The following is a 23,421-nucleotide window of genomic DNA, read 5'->3' on the forward strand; positions in this document are numbered from 1 at the left end:
CGGCCATCAATTTGAGGAGAATGGCCACTTGGAAACGTCTTGCCTTGGGAGGGGTAGATGCCAGCCTATTGGATGGCCCGTGCGCGGGTAAACAATCCGGACGAATACAAGAAATATGCTGAACAGGTGCCCGGCATTCTCGCCAATTTCGGCGGCAAGGTGCTGGCACGTGGCGGCGACTTCCAGATCATGGAAGGCACCGATCACTTCCAGCGCTTCGTGATCATCGAGTTCCCCTCGATGGAACAGGGCGTTGCCTGCTTTCAATCCGATGCCTACCAAAGCGCCGCGTCGTTCAGACGTACGGACAACGCAGGTGAGGTCGAAGTCGTCATGCTGGACGGATTGTAAGCCGGCAAACTCAACTTCCACAGGTATGACGCAAAGGCACGCAATCAGCATTCTTGACCGGAGACTGACGCTTTGACAGTCTTCACTTCATAAATTTTGGGAGGACAATCATGAAAGCATTTCAATGGGCGCTCGGCGCAGCGGTCGCGCTTGGTCTGGGAACATCTGCATCCCTGGCGGCCGACACAACCTTGCGCATTTCGCTCCAGCTGCCGCTGACCAGCCACCTTGGCCAGAACCTTGTGCTCTTCAAGGAAGAAGTCGAAAAGACTTCCAATGGAGCCATTGTGGTGGAAATCTACGATTCCGCGCAGCTCTACAAGGACAAGCAGGTTCCCTCTGCGGTCGGCTCCGGCTCCATCGAGATGGGCGTTGCCTCCCTCACCCAGTATGTCGGCGACATTCCGGCAGTGGACATCTTCTATCAGCCGTTCCTGTTTGACACTGAAGAAAAGGTCCGCGCTGCTGTTGCCAAGGGCTCGCCGGTTCGCGGCCCAATTGACGAAGCCATCAAGGACACAGGCTCAACAGTATTGTGGTGGCAGGCCTATGGCGGCGCGGTGATGCTGTCCAATGGCGGGCCGATCAAGACCCCGGCGGACATGCAAGGCAAGAAGGTGCGCGTTTTCGGCAAGACGCTTGGTGACTTCACACAAGCGACGGGCGGCGCGCCGACCCTCATTTCCGGTTCCGAACAGTATCTCGCCTATCAGCGCGGCACTGTCGATGTCGGCATGACCGGCGTTTCCGGCGTAAAATCCCGCAAGCTTTGGGAAGTGATGGACACGATCACCGTCACAAACCATGCCGATATCGAGTTTATCGTCGTGGTGAACACTGATTTCTGGAACGGATTGCCGGAAGACCATCGCGCGCTCATTGAGGCCGCTGCCATGAAGGCGGAAGCCGATGTTCGCAACAAGATGTCCGAGATCGAAGCGGCCGCCTATGACGCTGCCAAGGAAAACGGCATGACGATCTATACGCCAAATGCGGAAGAGATCGCCCAGTGGAAGGCTGCGAGCCAGCCTGTCTACGACACGTTCAGCGAAAAGGCCGGTGCCCTTGGCGCTCAGGTTCTGGAAGCAGCGCGCAAGCTCTGATCCTGCCCAGCTGAGCTCTCCGCCTGCCCGATGGCAGGCGGCATTTCTCCAAAAATGTGTTGAAGCCGGACGCGCCCGAAAGGCGCGTTCGCAAAAGCCATCAATTGAACCGGGTGTAATATGGGCCTTTATGTGAGAACCATCACCGCTCTTGCCTGGGGCGCTGCCTTTCTATTCGTCGCCGCCGGTGTGATGCTGACCTACGAGGTTCTGGCCCGGTACATATTCATCCGCCCCACCATTTGGGCTGCGGAACTGTCCCAGCTGTGCCTGATCTGGGGCGGCATGATGGGCATGGCCTGGATCCTGAATTCCAACCGTCATGTCGCCGTGGACGCCTTCACAGATACGTTGTCTGCGGGCGGCAAACGGATTTCGCAGATGATTGCCATGGGTTTTGTCGCCTTCTTCAGTGCCGTCGTGACCTGGAAAGGCTGGCTTATCTTCTGGGATTCCTTTGAACGCGGCCGCACCACAGGCTCCCTGCTGGACCTGCCCAGCTGGGTAGCAGAACTGGCCATTCCGGTCGGCTTCGCCCTGCTCTTCATTCAGGCCCTCATTGAATTCGGAAAGGCTGCCTCCGGTAACATGGACATGCCGAGCGGAGGCATGCACTCGTGACCACCATTGCCATTCTCGCTGTTCTCTTTGCCCTGTTGCTCTTGCGTGTTCCGGTCGCCTTCACCCTCGGCGGGCTTGGGCTGGTTTTGCTGGTGATTGGCGGCTTTTCGCCTCTCATGGCACCGCAAGCCATCCTCGACACACTGGACGGGTTCATTCTTTTAGCAGTTCCCCTGTTCCTGCTAATGTCGAACATTCTGCTGAAGGCTGGCGTCGGCAAGGACCTCTTTGCCGCCGTTCATGCCTGGGTTGGCCACTGGCCCGGCGGCCTTGCTGTGGCGACCATCCTGTCCTGCGCAATCTTCGCCGCGATATCCGGTTCTTCGGTCGCAACCGCCGCAACAATCGGAACCGTTGCGATCCCCGAGATGATCAATCGGGGGTATGAGCGCAAATTTGTCTATGGTCTGCTCGCAGCCGGCGGAACGCTCGGCATCCTCATTCCGCCGTCGATCCCGATGATCGTCTATGGCTTTGTGACCGAGCAGTCCGTCATCGCGCTGTTTCTGGCAGGCGTTGGCCCCGGCCTGCTTCTGGTCGCGTTTTTCATCGTATTCTCGATGATTTACGCCCGATGGTTTGGTGGATATACGCCCGAACCAGCCGTGTCCGGGGCTGAGCGGATTACTGCAACCATTCGGGCCGCACCCTCCATGTTGCTCGCGCTCATTGTCATCGGCGTGATCTATTCCGGCATTGCGACCCCAACAGAGGCAGCCGCCATCGGCTTTGCTGCAGCTCTTGCAATCACAACATTCTTCCTGAAAACCCTCACCTGGGGCGCCTTCAAGGAAGCCGTATTCGAAACGATGGTCACAACCGTCGCCATCCTGCTCATCGTTGCCGGTGCCAAGGTCTTCGGCAAGGCGATCACGCTCTATCGCATCCCGCAGGATATCTCGATGTTCATCACCCAGAACATCGACACCCCGATCGCCTTCATTCTGGTCGTGTCAATCGTTCTGCTGATCATGGGCCTTGTGTTTGAGGCCTTGTCCATGGTTCTGATCATGACGCCGGTTCTCCTGCCTGCGGCCATGATGCTCGGATTTGATCCCATCTGGTTCGGGGTCTACATGGTAATCATGGTTGAATGCGCGCTGATCACACCTCCGGTCGGATTGAACCTCTATGTCATCCAGTCCGTGGCACGGGCAAGGCTCACGGAAATCTCGCGCGGTGTTTTGCCATTTCTGGTCATCATGCTGTTTTCCGTGGTTATTTTGTACCTGTGGCCAGACCTCGCGCTCTACATACCCTTCAAGCTCTAGGCTGTGTGGGCGAATTGGAGACGCATTTCGTGGATCAAAGGGCAAAATATGATGGAAGGGGGCCTGATGAACGTATTAAACATACGTTCAAGGGACCGTTTCCTTCAGATTGCAGCCGTTTGATCCACCCGAATGGGCCGGGCCTGCAGCGTCCAATACCAGGGCAAATCCGGCTCGACGATGCACCACATCGCCTGCGCCAGCCCTGCCTGGTCGTGAACGCTGAATTTCCCGGCGAAATACATCGCCAATTCGTCCACACAGCCTAGGACCCGTCATGCCCACACCGGCCGAACAACTCCGATCCCTTCTGGCCCAGAACCGCCTGTTGGTCATGCCGTGCTGTTATGATGCGCTTTCGGCTAAATTGATCGAACAGGCGGATTTCCCGCTGACCTTCATGTCCGGATTTGCAACCTCCGCCTCCCGGATCGGTCAGCCGGATCTCGGCCTTATGTCCTATACCGAGGTTCTGGATCAGGCCCGCAACATCACTGAAGCGATCACCATTCCGCTGATTGCCGACGGTGACACCGGCTATGGCAATGCCATGAACGTGCGCCGAACCGTTGCCGGAATGGCAAAGGCGGGAGCCGCCGCCGTCATGATCGAGGATCAGGTTGCGCCCAAGCGCTGCGGACATACGCCGGGCAAAGCAGTGGTCGGGCGTCAGGAAGCCTTCGACCGCATCCGGGCCGCAAGCGATGCCAAGGCCGAAGGAGCCGACATCCTGATCCTTGCACGCACCGATGCGCGGCATGAACATGGACTGGCCGAAGCGATAGAACGGGCTGCAAAATTCAAGGAACTCGGAGCCGATATCCTGTTTGTCGAGGCTCCAAAGACGGTGGACGAGATGGCTACGATCTGCCGGGAACTCCCTGGACCGAAAATGGCCAACATCGTGGAAGGTGGGGAAACACCCGACCTCTCACACAAGGACCTGCAAGACCTTGGCTATTCCATAGCCGCCTATCCGCTCACGCTCATGGCCTCGGCCATGAAGGCCATGGTATCCACCTTGAACGCGCTCAAGACCGACAGCGACCGAACGGGTCAGCTGATGGATTTCAAGGAGTTGCGCGAACGGATCGGGTTCCCGGATTACTACGAGCAATCAGCCCGTTACGACAGTTCCCGGCGCGATTAGAGCACGTTCAGGCGGCGCGGATACCGGTTCGCCGTCAGGAAGCAGGACGTGCTCTAGGAGCCTTTTTCTGCTGATTGCCCGAGACGCATGATCAGCGTTCGAAGCACTTTCTTCAGGAGCGCCACCTCCTCTGCGGAATAACCTTCCAGAACTTTTTGTTCATGGGCAATGGCATCCACCATCAGTTGGTCGACCAGCGCTTCCCCTTTGGCTGTGATAAAGACCAGCGTCTTGCGCTTGTCATCCAGATCACGTTGGCGTTCTGCCAATCCCTCGGCTTCTATCCGGTCGATGATCTTGGTAGCGGTCGGCTGGTTATAAAGACCGATACGGGCGATTTCTCCGACCGTTTTGCCTTGGCCGTCCGAGAGGGTGGCAAGCACGCGCCAGGTTGGAACCGCAACACCATATCGGCGCAGATGAGTATGAAACTCCGTACTCATCAGATGGCTGGCCTGCGCGAGAAGGTAGGACAGATAATTGGAAACAAAAGACGTTTGCGAACGCTCCGTGCCGTTTATCGCGGCTTGCGGATTGTCCAATCCGTCTCCTCGGTCAACGTCTTCGTCTATGTCCGCCATGCTGTATTTATATTCCTATTGATATAATTTTATTTCCATGCTCTGATCATAAGCATAACGATATTACCTGCAAGGTAAAACAAAAGGCAGACAAGAGTGAACTGGCGCTACCTGCCACACCTTGAGCGGCTTGGGAGGAACTATGCTGTCGGATCGCATAGAAGCGAAATGGATTGATGCGTTCGAAAAGGCGCTGGTCCTTTGCAAGGTGCAGGAAGGCGAGACCGTCGCAATCCTCTCGGAGACCCAGTCGCGTCAGCTGAATGTGCATTTGGTCGAACTGGCGCTCTTGCGGCTCGGAGCCAGACCGTTTCACGTTGTCATCCCGACACCGCCGCAACGAGCCCCTGTCCCGGTCCGCTCGACCGGTGCCAGCGATGCCATGCGCGGCCTCAAACCGGCAATAGCCGCACTCAGGGCCAGCTCGCTTGTGGTCGATGTAACCGTGGAAGGCATGCTGCACGCGCCGGAACTGCCGGAAATCCTCTCCGACGGGGCGCGGCTCTTCATGATCAGCAACGAGCATCCCGATGCTCTGGAACGGCTGCTGCCTGATCCGGACCTGACGCCCAAGGTGAAAACCGCCGTCAAGATGCTGCGAGCGTCAACCAAAATGACCGTGACATCACGGGCAGGCACTGATCTTCACGTGGACATGACCGGGGCCCCGACCGCAGGCGTCTGGGGCTATTGTGACCGCCCTGGAACTGTCGCCCATTGGCCCGGCGGCGTGGTCGTTTCCTTCCCCGGTGCCAACACGGTCAACGGACAATTGGTGCTGGACGCGGGCGACATCAACCTCACCTTCAAACGCTATCTGCAGGATCCTGTCACGCTGACAATCGAGAACGACTTCGTGGTGGACATCGCAGGTCGCGGTACGGATGCGGAGCTGTTTCGCAGATACCTTGCCGCCTGGAACGATCCGCTGGCTTATGCCACCTCCCATGTAGGCTGGGGCATGAACCCGGCAGCGCGCTACGAGGCGCTGACCATGTATGACCAGCGCGACACCAACGGAACCGAGCTGCGGGCCTATGCGGGGAACTTCCTGTTCTCCACCGGCGCCAACGAGTTTGCCAAGCGCTATACGCTCGGCCATTTCGATATTCCGGTTGGCCGCTGCACCATAGCGCTCGACGGAAAGAACGTGATCGAGGACGGCAAGCTGCTCGGAGAGCTGGCATGACCAGTGCGCCGGAATTTTCCTGGCTGGAGAACGGGGATGGTCCGCCTGTTGTCTTTCTTCACGGAATTGGCGGCGGAGCGGGAAGCTGGGCCCCGCAACTGGAAACTCTGGCCGAGCGATACAGAGTGATCGCGCTTGACCTACCCGGATACGGACAGTCCGAACCGCTCGGCAACCTGTCCTTCCCGGCATTGGCTAATGCCTTGACCCGGTTTCTGGACCATCTCTCCCTTGAGAAGGTTCATCTGGTTGGTCATTCCATTGGTGGAATGATCGCGCAGGAATTTGCAGCTGGTCAATCCGGGCGGCTTTCAAGCCTTACCCTGTCTGCAACCAGCCCGGCCTTTGGCAATCCGGACGGCGACTTTCAGAAGAAGTTTATCGCCGCGCGGCTGGCCCCCATCGAAGCCGGAAAGACCATGGCAGATATTGCGGAAACAGTTGTTCCGGAGCTTGTGGGTGCGAAAGCCTCCCCGGAAGCCATACAACTTGCCAAGGCCTGTATGAGCAAGGTGCCACCGGCCACCTATAGCGCCATGATGCATTGCCTCATCACCTTTGATCGCAAGGCAGACCTTGCCAACATGGCCGTTCCGACGATGGTTCTTGCCGGTGAAGACGACACACAAGCCCCCGCCCCGATGATGGAGCGCATGGCGACCCGCATTCCCGGAGCCCGTTTCGTCTGCATTTCCGGTGCCGGGCACCTGGCCAATATCGAACAGCCTTCCGCCTTTGACAGCGCCCTGACCACTTTTCTCGACAGCCTCTGAAGGGAGACGAGCATGTCCCTTGCCGAAAGCCACGATCCAGCGCCCGAAACGGGCATCGCGCCGATTTTCGATCCAAAAGCCTTCCGGCTGACTGACAAGCAGGCCGAGCTGACTGCTCTTGCCCGCCGGTTTGGCAGCACGACCTTGGCCGAACGCGCGGACAAGTGGGACCGGGAAGCGATCTTTCCGATGCAAAACTACAAGGACATGCACAAGAACGGCCTTCTGGCCATCTGCGTTCCGGAAGAAAATGGCGGCGCAGGTGCGGATTACATGACCTATATGCTGACGGCAGCAGAGATGGGCCGGTTTTGCGGCACAACATCGCTGACGTGGAATATGCATGTCTGCTCCTGCCTCTGGACCGGACCTCTGGCTGATGACCTCTCCATGGATGCAGCCACGCGGGCCGAGCACGAGAAACGCCGCGCTGTTCACTATGAGCGGATCGTGAGGGATGGCGCAATTTATGCCCAGCCCTTCTCCGAAGGTGGCGCCGCAGCAGCGGGCACCCAGCCCTTTGGCACACTCGCCACCCGTGTTGATGGCGGCTGGCTGATCAACGGAAAGAAGATCTTTGCTTCGCTTTCCGGTTCCGCCGACTATTACGGCGTGCTTTGCACCGAAAAGAAGGAAAACCTAAGCCGTCGCGACACGATGTATGTCGCTGTTCCCGCCAATGCGGAAGGCGTCGAAGTGTTCGGTGACTGGGACCCGCTCGGAATGCGGGGAACCGTCTCCCGTAACCTCCTCTTCAAGGATGTCTTTGTTCCCGATAATGCCGCCCTGATGCCCAAGGGCGTCTATTACGAAGCGGCAACCACATGGCCGCACATGTTCCTGACCCTGTCGCCGACCTATATGGGCATTGCGCAAGCCGCCTATGATTTCACAGTCAAATATCTGCGCGGCGAAGTGCCGGGAACCCCGCCGGTCAAGCGCCGCATGTATCCGACCAAACAGCACGCTGTTGCCGATATGCGGATCATGCTGGAACAGACCAAGGCCCTCTGGTTTCAGGTTATCAGCGAGGCTGGTCCCAACCCGACAAAGGACCAGATGCTTCGCGCCTGGGCAGCCCAACACACTGTCATGGAAAACGCCAACGAGTTGTGCCAGCTGGCCATCAGGACCTGCGGCGGGCAGTCGATGCTGAAGTCCCTGCCCCTTGAACGACTGTATCGCGACAGCCGCTGCGGGTCCCTTATGCTGCCATGGACAGCTGAACTCTGTGTCGACCGGATCGGGCGGGAAGCGCTTTATGAACGCGGTGAAAGCGACGATTGATGCGCCCCGTCTCCCGCTGGATCGACGAGCACGCAGCCACCGCGCCTGATAAGCCTGCGATCATCTTCGAAGGCGAAAGAATCAGCTACGCCGAACTGGCCGAACGGATCGATATCTGCGCTGCCAGTTTGAACGCACATTTTTCAATCAAGCGGGGAGATCGGGTCGCCTATCTGGGGCTGAACAGTCCCCAGTTCCTGATCCTGTTTTTTGCCTGCGCCCGGCTGGGAGCCATTTTTCTGCCGCTGAACTGGCGGCTGGCCGTGCCTGAACACCAGTATATTCTGGAAGATGCCAGCCCGAGACTTTGCGTCTACGAGGAAGACTTTCAGCAGGGCGCCAACGCTCTTGGCGAAGCGCTTGAAACCTGCCGCTTTGTAAGTGCAGACGATGGAACCCTTGCAGATCCGGCAAGACCGGAAGATGGGGATTTTTCGGACGACAGTGAAGACAATTGGGAAAATACACCGCTCCTGCTGGTCTATACATCCGGCACAACGGGGCACCCGAAAGGCGCTGTCCTCTCTCAGGGAGCGATCTACTGGAACGCCCTCAACAGTCTTCACATGCATGACATGTCCGCCGATGACCGTATCCTCACGGTCCTGCCGATGTTTCATGTCGGCGGGTTGAACATCCAGACCACGCCGGCGCTTTTTTGCGGAGCAACAGTTGACCTGCACCGCCGCTTTAGCCCTCCAGCGACCCTTTCAGCATTTCAGGAGACACGACCAACACTGGTCGTTCTGGTGCCAGCCACGATCTCTGCGCTGCTTTCCGATCCGCACTGGACCACAACCGATCTCGCCAGCCTTCGCGCGGTGGCCACAGGCTCATCCGTTGTGCCAATCCCCCTGATAGAAGCCTTTCATGAGCGGGGCGTTCCGGTTCTCCAGGTCTACGGATCAACCGAAACCTGCCCGATCACCATCTATCTCAAAAGCGCTGATGCCATGACCCATGTGGGGTCAACAGGTAAACCTGGACTACACTGCCGGGCGAAGGTGATAAATGATCACGGAGAGGACCTCGGTCCCAACCAGTCCGGGGAGATTCTGGTCAGTGGTCGCAACATCATGATGGGGTACTGGCAAAACCCGGAGGGCTCGGCCCAGTGCCTCAAGGATGGATGGCTTTCTACCGGAGACGTTGGGTATGTTGACGAAAACGGCTTCTTCCATGTCAATGATCGCAAGAAAGATGTGATCATTTCAGGTGGAGAAAACATCTATCCTGCGGAACTGGAACTCGTTCTGTCAGACATGCCCGGCATCCGTCAGGCAGCAGTGGTTGGACGCGATGATCCCATTTGGGGACAGGTTCCGGTTGCCGTGGTCGTTCCGGACATAGAAGCAACCTTCACCAGAGAGGACATCCTGAACCACTTCAATGACCGTCTGGCGCGGTTCAAGCATCCAAAAGATGTTGTCTTTCTCGATCGATTGCCGACAAATGCAATGGGCAAGGTCCAGAAATTCGCGGTGCGGGAGCTCATTCGCAACGGTCCAAAGGACTAAGTGCCGCCCCGTCAAAATATATTGACTGACCAGTCGGTCTATGTATAAATTTTGGGGAATGAAGAAATAGCTTCGTCAGCATTTTCAGGCAGGAGGGGCCTGAAAGCGACGAAGAAGCCGCCTGAAACCGGACAACCCGGGCAGGCAAGACACGATGCATTGCCGCCATGCAGGACTTCCGGCGGCTGGGAGGAGAGACCGTGATCAAGACGTTCCTGAACGCCAGCGTTGGCGCACTTATCGCCGCATCCGCATTCATTGGCGGTGCCGCATCTGCCGAAACCACATTGACCTTGTCGTCCTGGCTGCCGCCGTCGCATCCGATCGTGGCAAACATGATCGTGCCGTGGACCGAGGAAGTCGAAAAGGCGACAGGCGGCAATGTAAAGGTGAAGATCCTTCCGAAGCCGTTGGGCAAGCCGCCTGCACATTTCGACATCGCAAAGGACGGTCTGGCAGACGTGTCTTATGGTGTTCACGGCTATCAGCCGGGCCGCTTTGTCATGACCAAGGCCGTCGAAATGCCGCTTCTCGGCGACAACGCCACCGCGACATCCGTTGCCTATTGGCGCATTCACGAAAAGCACCTTGCCCAGTTCGACGAGCATAAGGGCGTCAAGCTGCTTGGCCTCTTCACCCACGGTCCCGGGCACATCTTCAATTCGGTTCGCCCGATTGAGAAACTGGCCGATCTCGATGGCCTCAAGATCCGCGTTGGTGGCGGGGTCGTCAACGACGTTGCAAAGTCGATCGGTGCCACGGCTCTGCTGAAGCCGGCTCCCGAATCCTATGAGCTGATGTCTGCAGGCGTTGCCGACGGTGTGTTCTTCCCGCAGGAATCCATCAAGTCCTTCAAGCTGACCGGCCTTGTGAAGCACGGAACCCTCGTTCCGGGCGGTCTCTATAACACCAGCTTCTTCCTTGTCATGAACCCGGCCTCCTTCGACAAGCTGTCGGCCGAGGATCAGGCTGCCATCATGAGCGTTTCCGGCGAACACTTTGCCAAAATCGCAGGCAAGGGCTGGGACGATGCGGACGCTGCCGGAAATGCAGCCATGACCGAGAGCGGCATCGCCCTCATCACCGCTTCAGATGACCTTGTCGCGGAGATCAAGGACAAGACCGCAGCCGTGGAAGCAGCCTGGGTTGACGCGGTCAAGGAGCAGGGTCTCGACGGCGCAGCCGTGATGGTTGACCTTCGCGCCGAAATCGCCAAGGCAAGCTCCAACTAATCGGGCCATTTACAGTGTCTAACACCACTCATTGGGGCGTCCGCAGGGCGTCCCAAGTCCTGCAGGTCGGGGCGGCGGTTTTATTGTTCGCAATGATGCTGCTGACATTCGTCGATGTCTGGGGACGATACATCTTCAATTCCCCGCTTCCCGGTGCGTTTGAAATCACCGAGTTGATGATGGCCGCGCTGATCTTCGCCGGACTGCCACTGGTTACGGCAGCTGGTGAACATGTGTCGGTCGATCTTCTGGATTTCTCTTTGCCGAAGATGCTGCGGCAGGTGCGAGACAGTCTGATCCACCTGCTCTGCGCCATCATGCTGGGCTTCCTCAGCTACCGGCTCTGGATCAAGGCCGCGGAACAGGCCGGCTATGGGGACCAGACGGCAGTTCTGCTCATCCCGATTGCGCCTGTGACCTACTTCATGAGCCTCTCGACGGCGGTCAGCGGTGTTGCGCTGATCTACCTCGCGGTCAGCGCGCTCAAGGGCCGCACCACTCACTCATCCGCCCTGTGACCGTTTAAAACAACAAAGGACCTGCCGTGCTGGAATCCCTGGTTGGCTTTGCCGTACTGCTTGCCCTGATCCTGCTGCGCGTGCCGATTGCCTTTGCAATGGGTCTCGTTGGCACCTTCGGTTTTGCCTACATGGTCAACTGGCATGCTGCCATGTCCATGATTGCGACAGTGACCTATGAAACGGGTCTCGCCTACACGTTGTCCGTCGTCCCGCTCTTCATCCTGATGGGCAACTTCGTCACCAAGGCAGGGCTTTCCAACGAGCTCTATTCGGCAGCCAACGCCTTTCTCGGCCATCGGCGCGGTGGGCTCGCCATGGCAACCGTCGTTGCCTGCGGTGGCTTTAGTGCGGTTTGCGGCTCCAGTCTGGCAACAGCTGCCACCATGGCCCGTGTTTCCATGCCCTCCATGCGGAAGTTCGGCTATTCAGACAGCCTTGCCGCTGGCTCCATTGCCGCCGGCGGAACACTCGGCATCCTCATCCCGCCAAGCGTGATCCTCGTGCTCTATGGCATCATGACGGAGCAGAATATCGGCCTCCTGTTCATGGCCGGAGTTCTGCCGGGCATCCTCGGCATCTTGCTCTATCTCGCTGCCGTCAGCGCGACAACATGGCTGAACCCGGAAGCGGGCCCTCCCGGTGAGCGACTGAACTGGAAAGAACGCATGATCGCCCTTCGCGGCGTATGGGGTGTCCTTGTCCTGTTCATCGTTGTCATGGGCGGTATTTATGGCGGCGTTTTCACACCGACCGAAGCGGCAGGCATTGGCGCTGGCGGAGCCTTCCTCTTCACGCTCGCGCGCGGCAAGCTGACATGGGACAGCCTGCTGGAAATCCTCTCGCAGAGCGTTCGCACGACAGCGATGATCTTCTCGGTCCTGATCGGCGCGCTGATGTTCTCAAACTTCATCAACATCGCCGACCTGCCAACCCTGCTGACCGACTGGGTGCGCCACGCAAACCTGTCACCGTTCATGGTGCTGATGTTCGTGATCGCTGTTTATCTGGTGCTGGGCTGTATTCTGGAAAGCCTGTCGATGATCCTGCTCACCGTGCCGGTTTTCTATCCGATGATCTCGGAACTGGTGTTCCCGGGCGTTGCTCCGGAAATGGTCCTGATCTGGTTCGGCATCATCGTAGTTGTCGTCACCGAAATCAGTCTGATAACCCCGCCGGTCGGCCTCAACGTTTTCGTCCTTCGCGGCGTCATGCCGGATGTTTCAACGTCCACGATCTTCAAGGGGGTCACCCCCTTCTGGATCGCAGACATTGTACGGCTGGCCCTGCTCGTCGCCATTCCGTGGATCTCGACCTTGTTGCCAACCCTGATGGGAAGCTGATCAGGCCTCAATAAGGATCGCGCGAAAATCATTCACATTCGTAAGGGTCGGCCCGGGAACCACCTGCGTGCCGATCTTTCCAAAGAATGTATGCGCGTCGTTACAGGCAAGCGCATCTGCAGCATCAACACCTGCGGCTTTCGCCTTCTGCAACGTGTCCGGACCAATGACGGCCCCGGCCACTTCCGCAGCGCCGTCCACTCCGTCGGTATCGCAGGCAATTGCGTGAATGCCGGTTTCACCGCCCAACGCAAGTGCCAGAGCAAGCGCATATTCCGCATTCGGTCCGCCGATCCCGTCGCCGCGCCGTGTCACCGTCAGTTCGCCTCCTGACAGGAGTACCAAGGGCGCATCGCCCGCCATCATTGCCGCCTTTCGCTCCTTGGCAAGTACAGCATGGTCTGCGGCGACCTCACGAGCTTCCCCCTCCAGCGCATCCCCGAGCATTTCAACGCGAACTCCAGATGCACGGGCCAGCTCGGCAGCGGCCTCAAGCGACTGGGAAGGTGCGGCAAAAATCGTGTTTGTCACCCGCGACGCCCTTTCGGCATCGGGCGCGAGAACGCCGCTTCCAGCTTCCAGTGCAGCATGAACCGATTGCGGAACATCCATGTTCCAGCGGGCCAGAATTGCCTTGGCATCTTCCACGGTGGAATGATCTCCAACCGTCGGGCCCGAACCGATCAGCGCAGGATCGTCTCCCGGAATGTCGGAGATCAGGAATGACAACATTTTCGCCGGATAGGCGGCTGCCGCCAGCTGACCGCCTTTCACGCGGCTCAGATGTTTGCGGACGACATTCATCTGGCTGATCGGCGCACCGGACGACAGAAGTGCGGCGTTGACCGCCTGCTTTTCCACCAAGGTAATTTCGCCTGCCGGGGCAAGCAGCAGCGCTGATGCCCCACCGGATATCAGCGCAATGACAGTGTCATCGGGTCCAACCCCCGCCAACAGATCAAGAAGCCTGTTCGTAGCCGCCACACCGGCAGCATCCGGGACGGGGTGAGCCGCTTCAACAATTTCTATGCCTTCGCAGGGGCGACCATAGCCATAGCGCGTGATCACGAACCCTTCGCACGGTCCCCATGCCGCCTCGACCGCTTCTGCCATCCGTGCAGACGCCTTGCCTGCGCCAATGACAACAACACGCCCCTCCGGCTTTTCCGGCAAATAGGCTGCGAGGCTTCGCATCGGATCGGCGACTTCAACCGCACGATCGAACAGGGATGTGAGGAACTTGGAAGGATCGGTGGTCAAGGCAATGGTCCCGCAACTGGCTTACCGGAAAGTCGGTGCAAGCTGTTGCAGGGCGGGCAATCTGTCAAGGCAGGCAGACCCTGCTGCCGTACGCCTGACACGGCATCCTATTGTCCGTCTCCCAGCTTTGATTGCACAAAACCGATGATCCGATCCGCAAAGCTCAGGAACAGATAGACCGCCAGCAAGCCAAGAATGAACCGGATATCCGTCAGGATAGTATTTCCTGCCTTCATTTGAGCAAGACCGTTTGCACCTGTAAAGACAAGATAACTGGCGGCAATGAGAACCGTACTGAGCACCACCGTCACCAGAACCGTGACTGCTTTGTCTGAAGACTTGCCGCTCATCTCAGGATCCTCGCACTCTCCAGATCAACCTTGAAGACCAGCAAATCGTCCAGTCTTTCAACGTCCCCCTCAACCTCGATGAAAAGGGCAAGATACCGATCCAGCTCGTCTCCAAGCAGTCCGCCATCCTTGTTGGTCAGCAGGAAGAAGTTTCGCCCTTCAACCTCGCCGGAGCTGACAAATACCGGAGGAACACCACCTGTCAGACAGAATTCCGCGCACGCCTTGTGCGCAAGGCCCCGGCCCGGTCTCATGGCCCCAAAATAGCATTTGCCATCACAGATTTCCCCGGTCAGCCGCCAACGGCCAAGGGAGACAGGTTCGGACAAGGATGGCAGGTTCACCGCATCGTTTTGGGCTTGCACGCGTCCAACCTGTATCATAGTCAGATCGCCACGTTGAACCGGCACTCCGCGCAAGGTTACAAGCTTCCCACTGTTCGCTTCCGCCTGCGGAAAAACGCCACGCTTGCCCTGCCCGGAAAGCATATACGTTCTACCCGCCTCGCCGTTTTCACCGGCAACACGAAAGACCGGGTAAGGCCGAAGTTCCAGCATCCCTGATTGCTCGAACCTTTGACCCCATCGGATAGCCGCATCACCCGGATCTGGCTGGCCGGAGGAAAGTGCAAAGGCGGCAAGTCCCATTCCCAGGGCAAAGCACACCATGAAGACCAGCAGGAACGTCGCGAGCGGCTTGGGCACCTTGGAGATGTAGCCGACGAAAAACGGCTCGTCCGCAGCTCCGGATTTATCGGTCATGCCGTTTCTCCAATGATGACGGGATCAACATGGGTACCGGGAGGAAACGGCTTTGGATCCAGAAGGATCGTCTGACCGACGAGTTTCAGCCGGTAGGTGGATATACGCTCCGTAAATGGCGCTGGAGACTGACCGTCCTCGGGGCGATACTGATATCCATGCCACGGACAGGTCACCAAACCGCCCTTGATCCGGCCTTCCCCCAGCGGTCCATTTTGATGCTGGCAGGCATTGCTCAGCGCCGATAGCTTGCCCTTGTAGCGCCAGACGGCCACTCGATCATGACCAGGAACGGAAACGACCTTGGCGCGGTTATTGGCTATTTCGTCAACCTCGCCAACGACGATCCAGCCGTCTTCAGCAACTGTCGCTGCAACGTCCACATCCGGCACCAGTGAACACGCATCTGCCGCAGCCTCACGCCTGCCAGCCACAAAATGCAGGCTGCTGACGGCAAGGACGCTGAGAACGACGAGGCCGGTCATCAGTGCATCATCACGACCCTGCAACGCTCCCAACGCGACATGCAGAACGACGCTGGCATAAGCGAGATAGATCATCATGTGCAGCCCTTTCCAGAGCGGCGGACCGAGGAAACTCAGCCAGAAGTCATGACTTGTCGCAGCCAGCACAAAGAGGATGATCAGTGCCAGAATGCCAAGGCTTTCAAACGGAAACCCGAGGATCTGCGTGTAACTGGTATTGCTTTGCAAAAGCGCGACATAGGGATCAATCGAGCTGAAATTGAAGTACCAGCCAAGCACGTAATTTGCATGAACTGCTGCAACTGCCGCCGTCAAAACCCCGAAGTGACGGCGATTATAGAGGACCGGAAGGAACCGCCGGTCCAGCCGTGCCAAGGGCCCGATGCACAAGATCACCGTCAACATCAAGAACGCGCAGCTTCCGAACGCCCGCATGCGCAGGATCGGCCCGTCCAACGGTCTGGTGACATCCTGAAAAGCAGGTGCGAAACGCAGGTAGATGTAAAGATAAAGGCCGACACCGATCAGAAGCGCGGCATCATAGATATATTTGTTTCGGTTCCAGATGACCGGATTGTATTTGACGCTCACTGACTGCTCCCCTGTGCTTCTGGAGCCTTGAGGAGAACCGCTGGCCGGTCATTGGGCGGCGTCTGTTTCAGCGCCAGCAGAGCCAAAAGGGCCAGAGGCAAGGCCCATCCCAGGATCGACCAGATTCGGGCATGCGTACTGCGATGAGGGCGCTTCATTGTGTTCCCCCTCCCTCTTCACGTCGCTGTTTTTCCAGCTGTGACCAGCGGTACAGAACAAGAGGCCACAGGAGGCAGATGCCCGGTATCAGCAAGGGCCGAAACGCGAAGCTTCCATGCGACGACGGGTCAACACGGTCGATCCCGAAAAGGAGGAAGACGGCAGCTACCGCGCCTCCCAAATAGAGATAAAAGGTTATACCGTCGATCAAGACTGTTGCTGCAGACATGCCGCCCCTATCCGTTCATCTGGTCAAGAGATAGGCCAAATCGCCCCTACGTTAGGACGATTGGCAAAAATCAGACAAGCTCCGGGTCCGTGATAATCTCGACAAGGGACGGGCCATCAACAGCCAGTGCCTGGGAAATGGCATCCCGCAACTGATCCGCCTCGGTCACCCGCGTTCCATGTCCCCCGCACAGCCGCGCGAAGGCCGAAAAGGACGGATTGACGAGATCCGTCTCCCATACCGGCCACTCGCCCGCTCGCTGTTCCTTCGAAATCTTGCCAAGCTGGCTGTTGTTGAGAAGGATATGGGTGATGTTCATCCGGTATTTGACCGCAGTGGTGAACTCCATCGCATATTGGCCGAAACCGCCGTCGCCGGAAATCGAGATCACCTTGCGGCCAGCATACTCCGCAAAGTCCTGCGTGGCGCACCAGGCGCCGATGGCTGCTGGAAGACCAAAGCCGATTGAGCCCAGATATCCCGACATCAGGATGCGCTGCCCGTCCGGCTCGAAATATCGCCCGAACGAATAGGTGTTGTTGCCGACATCCACCGGAATGATAGCATCCGACGGTGCGAGCTCCGTCAAGGCCTTGAAGACCGCTGCGGAATGAACGCCCTTGCCGCGCGTTTCGGCAAGCCGGGTTTCCTTTTCAGCCCGCCAGATCCTCCAGCGGTCGACAAGCTCGCCGATCTGGTCTGCGGCACCGGCTGCTTTCGACACAGTGCTCTCGATTGCATCGCAAAAGGCACCGATCTCGCCCCAAATCGGCAAGGCCACGGGATGGAACTTGCCAAGCTGCATCGGGTCGAAATCAACCTGAATGATCGTCTTGGAGCGGTCGATCCCGGTGTGATTGGCAAAGGACGAGCCAAGCGACAGGATCAGATCGCTTTCGTTCATGAACCAGCTGGCAATTGGTGTTCCCGATCGGCCCAGAACACCTGCCGCATTCGGATGGGTATCGGCGATCAGGCCCTTGCCCTTGAAGGTGGTGAGAACCGGCGCGCCCAATTTTTCGGCCAAAGCAATAACCTTGTCGCGCGCTTCAACAGCCCCATAGCCAAGTACGATGATCGGGCGCTTGGCGGCATTGATCATCTCGGCAGCCTTGCCGAGATCGTCTGAGGACGGGGCAACAACCCGCCCGCCCATGCGTCCCTGCGGCCCCTTGGCCGGCGCATCACTTGGCAGCGTTTGCACATCATCGGGGAAAATCAGATGCGCCACATCGCGTTCAATGATCGCGTTTTTCAGGGCCAGCGACATCAGCTCACTGTGGTTCGAAGAGGACAAGACCGGCTGCGAAAACCGCGAAACTGCATCAAAGGCAGATTTCAGGTCGATATCCTGAAAGGCTCCGGGACCAAAAACCTGCGTCTGCACCTGCCCGGTCAATGCCAGAACGGGAGCCCGATCCACCTTTGCATCCCACAGGCCGGTTATCAGGTTTGTGGCGCCCGGTCCGGCAATGGCAAGACAAGCAGCCGGTTTGCCGGTCAACTTGCCATAGGCAGATGCGGCAAAAGCCGCAGCACCTTCATGGCGAATACCGACATATCCAAGCTTGCCCTTCAAGGTCTGCCCGCGCAGGGCTTCGGCCAGTCCGAGATTGGAGTGGCCAACCATGCCGAAGACGCGTTTGACGCCCCAATTGACCATGGTTTCCGCCATGACATCGGTAACGGTCCGCTCTCTTTCCGGCTCCGCGCCCAGTCCCACGAAGATTTCGCCATCTTCGATCTTCAGCGGATAGATTTTCTGACCCGTATCCTCATGTCCGCCCGGAGGTGCGCCGGTCAGCGGATCAAAGTCCCAGCCATGCCACGGGCAGCGGATCCAGCATTTACCGCCTTCTCCCTTTTCAATGGAGCCCTCACCGAGCGGTCCACCCTGATGCGGGCACTTGTTGTCCATGGCAGCCCATTGACCGTCGAAATGCGACAGGCAGATGGAAGTTGTGTTCGCCGTCACGGTCTTGACGCGGCCTTCCGGCAGACCGTCAACATGGCCAACGCGGATCCAGTCGAGGTTTTCAGTCGTCATCTTTCTCTCCCTGTCTCCGGTCCGATTACGCCATGCCGCCGAAGGCGACGCCGGACAACTCGGCCATTTCTTTTTTCCACGTAGTCAGGTCATCGACGCAGAATTCCGACAGGTGCCGATGGCCGCACGCACGCGCCATCACCTGCATCAACTCGACGGATGCCTCGAAGAAGTTGGTCAGCTGGCGTGCAGATTTCTCAATCACCAGCCGGTTGACCAGATGCGGTTTCTGCGACGCAATACCGACCGGGCAATTGTTCGTGTGGCAGGCGCGCATGGCGATACAGCCAATCGCCTGCATGGCAGAGTTTGAAAGCGCGACAGCATCTGCGCCAAGCGCGAGGGCCTTGATGAAGTCCGCCGGTTTGCGCAGGCCGCCCGTAATCACCAGTGTTATGTCCCCACTACCCGATGCATCCAGATGACGGCGCGCCCGAGCGAGGGCCGGGATGGTAGGGACCGAAATGTTGTTACGAAAGAGGATCGGAGCTGCCCCCGTTCCCCCGCCACGGCCATCCAGAATGATATAGTCGATCCCCACTTCCAAAGCCGCGTCGATGTCTTTTTCCACGTGCTGGGCAGACAGTTTGTAGCCAACCGGAATACCGCCGGTTTCCTCGCGGACCTTTGCCGCAAATTCCTTGATCTGCGAAATTTCGGTCCAGTCGGGGAAACGGGAGGGGGAGATAGCTGCCTCACCTTCCTTTAGGCCGCGAACCTCGGCGATCTTGCCTTTCACCTTGTTACCGGGAAGGTGGCCGCCGGTCCCTGTCTTGGCACCCTGACCACCCTTGAAATGAAAAGCCTGAACCTTCTTCAGCTTTTCCATCTCAAAGCCGAAACGCCCGGACGCAAGTTCATAGAAATAGCGGGAATTTGCCGCCTGCTCTTCCGGCAGCATGCCACCCTCGCCGGAGCAGATACCGGTTCCTGCCAGTTCCGCACCGCGCGCAAGCGCGATCTTGGCAGGTTCCGACAGGGCCCCATAGCTCATGTCCGAAACAAAGAGCGGGATCTCCAGCCTAAGCGGCTTCTTGGCTCTTGGTCCGATAACGATATCCGTGCCGACAGCCTCATTATCCAGCAGCGGCATCTTGTGCAGCTGGGCCGTCAGGATCTGGATGTCGTCCCAATCAGGGAGCTGGGCGCGCGGCACCCCCATTGCATCCACGACGCCATGATGCCCGGTCTTGGACAGACCTTCGCGGGCATACCGCTGGATCAGGGCATTATGTGGCTCTTCTTCAGTGCCGTGGCTCGTGTCGGCATAAAGACCAAGATAGGCATCCCGGTTGAAAGGCTGCGGGTGATCGGCGGCCCATGCAGCAATCTCGTCCGCATCGACAAGAATATCATCGCCCTCAACCCATGAGCGGAACTTCGGAAGAACTTCCTCATTGTTGTATTCCGAGACACCGGTGTCCATCCGATAATCCCAGTAATGAACGCCGCAAATCAGATTGTTGCCGCTAACAAAGCCATCCGACATCAAAGCGCCGCGGTGGAGACACCTTCCATAGAAAACCGAGACTTCTTCATCAAAACGCACGACGACGAGATCTACCTCACCCACCAGCGCATATTGCGGCTTTCGGTCAGGCAAGGAGCTCAGTTTAGCTACACTGGTTGGCGTCATTCATATTCTCCCTCTCGCCGGAATTCTCTGGCCCCGGCCCACCAGTTGTCTCTCGGTCAGGACGGGCCGCCCAGTTTTTGTTCTGGCCGCATGGCAGGCATGTCGGCAGCTTCCGCCGGATCGCGTCTTCCGGCGATAACACCCGCATACCAGCGGGCAGCCGGCACAGCGCTGACCCCGTGCAGGATCGCGCTGATCCAGACCGTGTTGATTGCAAAGTTCAGGATTGTCTCGCCAAGGTCCGGATCAATCCGCTCAACGATCAGCAAGGCAAACAGCGCAGTCGCGAGTCCCCGCGGCCCGAACCAGCCGAAAAACAGGCGCGTTTGCGGCAGAGCTTCCGACCCGCTCAGCGATATCCAGATCGCCAGAGGACGAACAACGAAAAGGCTGAGCAGAATGAGACCAAGCGTTTGCAAATCAAGATGTTGAACTGCTTCCGGCACAAGGGCGAGGCCGATGAGGAAAAAGGCTCCCCAGGTCAGCATCTGCCCTTCGTCTTCGGTAAACTCATAGATGAACGGACACTCGCCCTTGACCGTATTGCCGAAGAAAAGCCCGGCCACAAAGGCTGCGATAAATCCGTTTCCACCGACTTCGCCAGCAAGCAGATAGGCGGCGCAGGCCAACGCAATCGCGCCAATCCCTTCGATATGTTGGGATGTCATTTTCCGGCGCTTTGCCGCAAGAAACATCAATCCGCCAACATGGCCGCAAAAGGCGCCGACAAGCGGCCCAAGAAGGATCTGTAGCGCTCCGAAAAGCAACCAGTTCTGACCGTCTTTCTCCATTGCCTCAGCCGCAAGACTGGCAAAGAGGAGAATGGCCGGAAGGGCCAAGCCATCATTCAGACCACTCTCAACCGTAAGGCCACGGCGTACCCTTTCAGGAACAGCGGTGTTGGTGACAACGGCCTGACCCAGTGCGGCATCGGTTGGCGCGAGGATGGCCGCAAGCAAGGCGATGGCAACCAGCGAGAGTTGCCCTGACAAGAACGGCCAGAAAAACAATGTACCGAACAGGATCGAGAGCGGCAGGCCGATCAGCAACATCCGCATGGGCCACGCATAGTGGGTCTTGAGAGCCCTCAGATCGATTTGCGCCGCATCGAGAAAGAGCAGGATTATGAGGGCCAGCTCAGCGACGACATGTAGCAGCTCCTTTGCTTCATGCGCAGGCATCAGTTCCGTCGATGCGATAAGAACGCCAAAGCCCAGAAACAGCATGGGAGCAGTAATAATCGTAGCGGACAGTTTCTTGGCAACCAGCGTGTAGCTGACCGTGAAAATCGCCAGAAATAACAGACCCATCGTCATGTCTGCTGCAACTCCTTTCCCGGATGTTCAGCTGCGTGAAGTGTGGGTGTTCATTCAACCGCGTCATCGAACAATAGGATGAGGCAAACGGAAAATCATCATACCCTAGGTAAAATTCGTAGTAAGACCTACCCCTATTCGATGGACGGAAACCAGCAACCTGTCCGTTCGCCCATGCATTCCCTGCCTCTGTGATTGAAATAGCCCCCTTTTCTCCCCGTGTTCACAAACTTGTGAGAGCCGATCATCGAGACAGGAAGGGCATGGTCTTGCGACGAGTCCAAAAATGAAAAACGCCCGACAAGGTCGGGCGTTTCCAGAACAATAACAATGCAATGGCGAAGTTACGCGACAGCCCGCGCAAGAGCGCACTGGGACCACAAATCACACAGGGCTTCGGCCAGGTTGCGAATATCCTCGTCCGTGTGGAGGGGTGTCGGCGTGAAGCGCAAACGCTCGGTCCCGACGGGAACCGTCGGATAATTGATCGGCTGGACATAGATGCCATAGTTGTCGAGCAGGATGTCGGAGATCCACTTGCACTTCTTGGCGTCGCCCACCATCACCGGCACGATGTGGCTCGGGTTGACCATGTGCGGAATGGACCGCTTGTCGAGCGCAGCCCGAACCTTGGCCACCGCAGCCTGATGGGCTGCACGTTCTGCGCTGCTTTCCTTCAGATGACGAATGGAAGCTGCAGCGCCGGCCGCCAATGCAGGCGGAAGAGCTGTCGTGAAGATGAAACCACTGGCAAAGGAACGCACGAAATCAACGACGTTCTTCGTGCCGGTAATGTAGCCGCCCATGACACCAAAGGCCTTGCCGAGAGTGCCTTCAATGATCGTCACCCGATCCATCAAGCCTTCGCGTTCGGCAACACCACCACCGCGCGGGCCGTACATGCCCACCGCGTGAACCTCATCGAGGTAGGTGATGGCATTATACCTGTCGGCGACGTCGCAGATTTCCTTGATCGGCGCGATGTCACCATCCATGGAATAGACGCTCTCGAAGGCAACCATTTTCGGCGCATTCGGATCATCGGCAGCCATGAGACGCTCAAGATCGGCCACATCATTGTGCTTGAAGATGCGCTTCTGGCAACGAGAATGCCGAATGCCTTCAATCATGGAAGCGTGGTTGAGGGAATCCGAATAGACGATCATCCCCGGAACCTGCGAGGCCAATGTGCCCAGCGCAGCCCAGTTGGAAACATACCCTGACGTGAAGATCAGGGCCGCTTCCTTGGCATGAAGATCAGCCAGTTCGTTTTCCAGAAGCACGTGATAATGGTTGGTGCCGGAAATGTTCCGGGTGCCACCTGCTCCGGCGCCGCACTTGTCGAGAACGGAGCGCATGGCCCCGACGACCTTTTCGTGCTGCCCCATGCCGAGGTAGTCGTTTGAACACCAGACCGTTACGTCTTGCGTTGATCCGTCTTCCCGATAACGGGTCGCCCTTGGGAAACTCCCTGAATGACGTTCCAGATCTGCAAATACCCGATAGTTGCCGTTTTCGTGAAGCTGCGACAAGCGTTCTTCAAAATAGGCATTAAGATCCATCGGATCGTCCTTTTCCTCTCCGCCCCGGAAAACCCCGGACTATGTCATCTGGCCACCGCGTCGAGCCATGCCCCTCAGGCCAACCCGGC

At 57.9% G+C, this 23,421-nt stretch carries 24 protein-coding genes; 12 read left to right on the forward strand and 12 right to left on the reverse strand.

The window, feature by feature from the left end; all coding sequences use genetic code 11:
* The first annotated feature begins 57 nt into the window (after positions 1-57).
* The 4 genes from F0155_RS00430 (at position 58) to F0155_RS00445 (ending at position 3,346) form a co-directional block, all read left to right on the forward strand.
* Positions 58-351 (forward strand): DUF1330 domain-containing protein, encoded by a 294-nt coding sequence (locus F0155_RS00430; protein WP_150522499.1) that lies wholly within the window; start codon positions 58-60, stop codon positions 349-351.
* Positions 352-461: 110 nt separating this feature from the next.
* Complete coding sequence (locus tag F0155_RS00435; RefSeq protein ID WP_150522500.1) at positions 462-1,454, forward strand: TRAP transporter substrate-binding protein; 993 nt, start codon at positions 462-464, stop codon at positions 1,452-1,454.
* Positions 1,455-1,574: 120 nt separating this feature from the next.
* Positions 1,575-2,075, forward strand: a complete 501-nt coding sequence (locus F0155_RS00440) for a TRAP transporter small permease (protein WP_150522501.1) — start codon at positions 1,575-1,577, stop codon at positions 2,073-2,075.
* Positions 2,072-3,346, forward strand: a complete 1,275-nt coding sequence (locus tag F0155_RS00445) for a TRAP transporter large permease (protein WP_150522502.1) — start codon at positions 2,072-2,074, stop codon at positions 3,344-3,346. Before F0155_RS00440 ends, F0155_RS00445 begins: the two co-directional genes overlap by 4 nt.
* Before the next feature lie 104 nt (positions 3,347-3,450).
* Here F0155_RS00445 and F0155_RS23335 read toward each other — a convergent pair whose 3' ends face one another.
* Positions 3,451-3,606, reverse strand: a complete 156-nt coding sequence (locus F0155_RS23335; protein ID WP_161599736.1) for a hypothetical protein — start codon at positions 3,604-3,606, stop codon at positions 3,451-3,453.
* Between the two features lie 17 nt (positions 3,607-3,623).
* On the opposite strand from F0155_RS23335, the gene F0155_RS00450 reads away from it, so the two are divergent.
* Positions 3,624-4,496 (forward strand): isocitrate lyase/PEP mutase family protein, encoded by an 873-nt coding sequence (locus tag F0155_RS00450; protein WP_150522503.1) that lies wholly within the window; start codon positions 3,624-3,626, stop codon positions 4,494-4,496.
* 53 nt (positions 4,497-4,549) lie between these two features.
* On the opposite strand, the gene F0155_RS00455 is transcribed toward F0155_RS00450, so the two are convergent.
* The gene (locus F0155_RS00455) at positions 4,550-5,077 is read right to left on the reverse strand and encodes a MarR family winged helix-turn-helix transcriptional regulator (protein ID WP_150522504.1); all 528 of its coding nucleotides are present in this window, start codon (positions 5,075-5,077) and stop codon (positions 4,550-4,552) included.
* Between the two features lie 142 nt (positions 5,078-5,219).
* Between F0155_RS00455 and F0155_RS00460 the strand changes: the two genes are divergently transcribed.
* From F0155_RS00460 to F0155_RS00490, 7 genes are all read left to right on the forward strand, one after another.
* Entirely contained in the window at positions 5,220-6,266 is a 1,047-nt protein-coding gene (locus tag F0155_RS00460) for a 2,5-dihydroxypyridine 5,6-dioxygenase NicX family protein (protein WP_150522505.1), read from the forward strand.
* On the forward strand, positions 6,263-7,039 hold the full coding sequence (locus tag F0155_RS00465; RefSeq protein WP_150522506.1) for an alpha/beta fold hydrolase: 777 nt from the start codon (positions 6,263-6,265) through the stop codon (positions 7,037-7,039). Before F0155_RS00460 ends, F0155_RS00465 begins: the two co-directional genes overlap by 4 nt.
* Before the next feature lie 12 nt (positions 7,040-7,051).
* Positions 7,052-8,326 (forward strand): acyl-CoA dehydrogenase family protein, encoded by a 1,275-nt coding sequence (locus F0155_RS00470; RefSeq protein WP_150522507.1) that lies wholly within the window; start codon positions 7,052-7,054, stop codon positions 8,324-8,326.
* Entirely contained in the window at positions 8,326-9,843 is a 1,518-nt protein-coding gene (locus F0155_RS00475; protein ID WP_150522508.1) for a class I adenylate-forming enzyme family protein, read from the forward strand. The genes F0155_RS00470 and F0155_RS00475 overlap by 1 nt, the downstream gene beginning before the upstream one ends.
* A 200-nt stretch (positions 9,844-10,043) precedes the next feature.
* Positions 10,044-11,075, forward strand: coding sequence for a TRAP transporter substrate-binding protein (locus tag F0155_RS00480; protein ID WP_150522509.1), 1,032 nt, complete (start codon positions 10,044-10,046; stop codon positions 11,073-11,075).
* Between the two features lie 14 nt (positions 11,076-11,089).
* The gene (locus F0155_RS00485; protein ID WP_150522510.1) at positions 11,090-11,593 is read left to right on the forward strand and encodes a TRAP transporter small permease; all 504 of its coding nucleotides are present in this window, start codon (positions 11,090-11,092) and stop codon (positions 11,591-11,593) included.
* 26 nt (positions 11,594-11,619) lie between these two features.
* Positions 11,620-12,936 carry a TRAP transporter large permease gene (locus F0155_RS00490; RefSeq protein ID WP_150522511.1) on the forward strand — a complete coding sequence of 439 codons (1,317 nt, stop codon included), beginning with the start codon at positions 11,620-11,622 and terminating at the stop codon, positions 12,934-12,936.
* Here the strand turns inward: F0155_RS00490 and F0155_RS00495 are convergent, their stop codons facing one another.
* The 10 genes from F0155_RS00495 to hemA all read right to left on the reverse strand — a co-directional run bounded on the left by F0155_RS00495 (position 12,937) and on the right by hemA (position 23,332).
* Complete coding sequence (locus F0155_RS00495) at positions 12,937-14,196, reverse strand: glycerate kinase type-2 family protein (protein WP_150522512.1); 1,260 nt, start codon at positions 14,194-14,196, stop codon at positions 12,937-12,939.
* Between the two features lie 107 nt (positions 14,197-14,303).
* Positions 14,304-14,546: a hypothetical protein gene (locus F0155_RS00500; RefSeq protein WP_150522513.1), complete on the reverse strand. Its 243-nt coding sequence runs from the start codon at positions 14,544-14,546 to the stop codon at positions 14,304-14,306.
* A complete protein-coding gene (locus F0155_RS00505) occupies positions 14,543-15,307 on the reverse strand; it encodes a hypothetical protein (RefSeq protein ID WP_150522514.1) in 765 nt (254 codons plus the stop codon). The genes F0155_RS00500 and F0155_RS00505 overlap by 4 nt, the downstream gene beginning before the upstream one ends.
* A complete protein-coding gene (locus tag F0155_RS00510; RefSeq protein WP_150522515.1) occupies positions 15,304-16,383 on the reverse strand; it encodes a Rieske 2Fe-2S domain-containing protein in 1,080 nt (359 codons plus the stop codon). Before F0155_RS00510 ends, F0155_RS00505 begins: the two co-directional genes overlap by 4 nt.
* Entirely contained in the window at positions 16,380-16,541 is a 162-nt protein-coding gene (locus F0155_RS23560) for a hypothetical protein (RefSeq protein ID WP_192913723.1), read from the reverse strand. The genes F0155_RS00510 and F0155_RS23560 overlap by 4 nt, the downstream gene beginning before the upstream one ends.
* On the reverse strand, positions 16,538-16,771 hold the full coding sequence (locus tag F0155_RS00515) for a hypothetical protein (protein ID WP_150522516.1): 234 nt from the start codon (positions 16,769-16,771) through the stop codon (positions 16,538-16,540). The genes F0155_RS23560 and F0155_RS00515 overlap by 4 nt, the downstream gene beginning before the upstream one ends.
* A 70-nt stretch (positions 16,772-16,841) precedes the next feature.
* Entirely contained in the window at positions 16,842-18,818 is a 1,977-nt protein-coding gene (locus F0155_RS00520) for a thiamine pyrophosphate-binding protein (protein WP_150522517.1), read from the reverse strand.
* A 25-nt stretch (positions 18,819-18,843) separates the two neighbouring features.
* Complete coding sequence (locus tag F0155_RS00525; RefSeq protein ID WP_150522518.1) at positions 18,844-20,454, reverse strand: glutamate synthase-related protein; 1,611 nt, start codon at positions 20,452-20,454, stop codon at positions 18,844-18,846.
* A 56-nt stretch (positions 20,455-20,510) separates the two neighbouring features.
* Positions 20,511-21,770 (reverse strand): cation:proton antiporter, encoded by a 1,260-nt coding sequence (locus F0155_RS00530; protein ID WP_150522519.1) that lies wholly within the window; start codon positions 21,768-21,770, stop codon positions 20,511-20,513.
* Between the two features lie 344 nt (positions 21,771-22,114).
* Entirely contained in the window at positions 22,115-23,332 is a 1,218-nt protein-coding gene (hemA, locus tag F0155_RS00535; protein WP_150522520.1) for a 5-aminolevulinate synthase, read from the reverse strand.
* Positions 23,333-23,421: the final 89 nt, after the last annotated feature.

It is taken from the genome of Roseibium sediminis, assembly GCF_008711325.1.
In the GTDB taxonomy this organism is placed as follows: Bacteria; Pseudomonadota; Alphaproteobacteria; order Rhizobiales; family Stappiaceae; genus Roseibium; species Roseibium sediminis.

What these genes read in the sequence shown, in the direction of transcription:
- F0155_RS00505 (WP_150522514.1), bottom strand. Translation starts at nt 15,307, where the DNA reads ATGACCGATAAATCCGGAGCTGCGGACGAGCCGTTTTTCGTCGGCTAC.
- F0155_RS00525 (WP_150522518.1), bottom strand. Translation starts at nt 20,454, where the DNA reads ATGACGCCAACCAGTGTAGCTAAACTGAGCTCCTTGCCTGACCGAAAG.
- F0155_RS00515 (WP_150522516.1), bottom strand. Translation starts at nt 16,771, where the DNA reads ATGTCTGCAGCAACAGTCTTGATCGACGGTATAACCTTTTATCTCTAT.
- F0155_RS00465 (WP_150522506.1), top strand. Translation starts at nt 6,263, where the DNA reads ATGACCAGTGCGCCGGAATTTTCCTGGCTGGAGAACGGGGATGGTCCG.
- F0155_RS00530 (WP_150522519.1), bottom strand. Translation starts at nt 21,770, where the DNA reads ATGACGATGGGTCTGTTATTTCTGGCGATTTTCACGGTCAGCTACACG.
- F0155_RS00460 (WP_150522505.1), top strand. Translation starts at nt 5,220, where the DNA reads ATGCTGTCGGATCGCATAGAAGCGAAATGGATTGATGCGTTCGAAAAG.
- F0155_RS00475 (WP_150522508.1), top strand. Translation starts at nt 8,326, where the DNA reads ATGCGCCCCGTCTCCCGCTGGATCGACGAGCACGCAGCCACCGCGCCT.
- F0155_RS23560 (WP_192913723.1), bottom strand. Translation starts at nt 16,541, where the DNA reads ATGAAGCGCCCTCATCGCAGTACGCATGCCCGAATCTGGTCGATCCTG.
- F0155_RS00470 (WP_150522507.1), top strand. Translation starts at nt 7,052, where the DNA reads ATGTCCCTTGCCGAAAGCCACGATCCAGCGCCCGAAACGGGCATCGCG.
- F0155_RS00450 (WP_150522503.1), top strand. Translation starts at nt 3,624, where the DNA reads ATGCCCACACCGGCCGAACAACTCCGATCCCTTCTGGCCCAGAACCGC.
- hemA (WP_150522520.1), bottom strand. Translation starts at nt 23,332, where the DNA reads ATGGATCTTAATGCCTATTTTGAAGAACGCTTGTCGCAGCTTCACGAA.
- F0155_RS00500 (WP_150522513.1), bottom strand. Translation starts at nt 14,546, where the DNA reads ATGAGCGGCAAGTCTTCAGACAAAGCAGTCACGGTTCTGGTGACGGTG.
- F0155_RS00455 (WP_150522504.1), bottom strand. Translation starts at nt 5,077, where the DNA reads ATGGCGGACATAGACGAAGACGTTGACCGAGGAGACGGATTGGACAAT.
- F0155_RS00440 (WP_150522501.1), top strand. Translation starts at nt 1,575, where the DNA reads ATGGGCCTTTATGTGAGAACCATCACCGCTCTTGCCTGGGGCGCTGCC.
- F0155_RS00435 (WP_150522500.1), top strand. Translation starts at nt 462, where the DNA reads ATGAAAGCATTTCAATGGGCGCTCGGCGCAGCGGTCGCGCTTGGTCTG.
- F0155_RS00520 (WP_150522517.1), bottom strand. Translation starts at nt 18,818, where the DNA reads ATGACGACTGAAAACCTCGACTGGATCCGCGTTGGCCATGTTGACGGT.
- F0155_RS00430 (WP_150522499.1), top strand. Translation starts at nt 58, where the DNA reads ATGCCAGCCTATTGGATGGCCCGTGCGCGGGTAAACAATCCGGACGAA.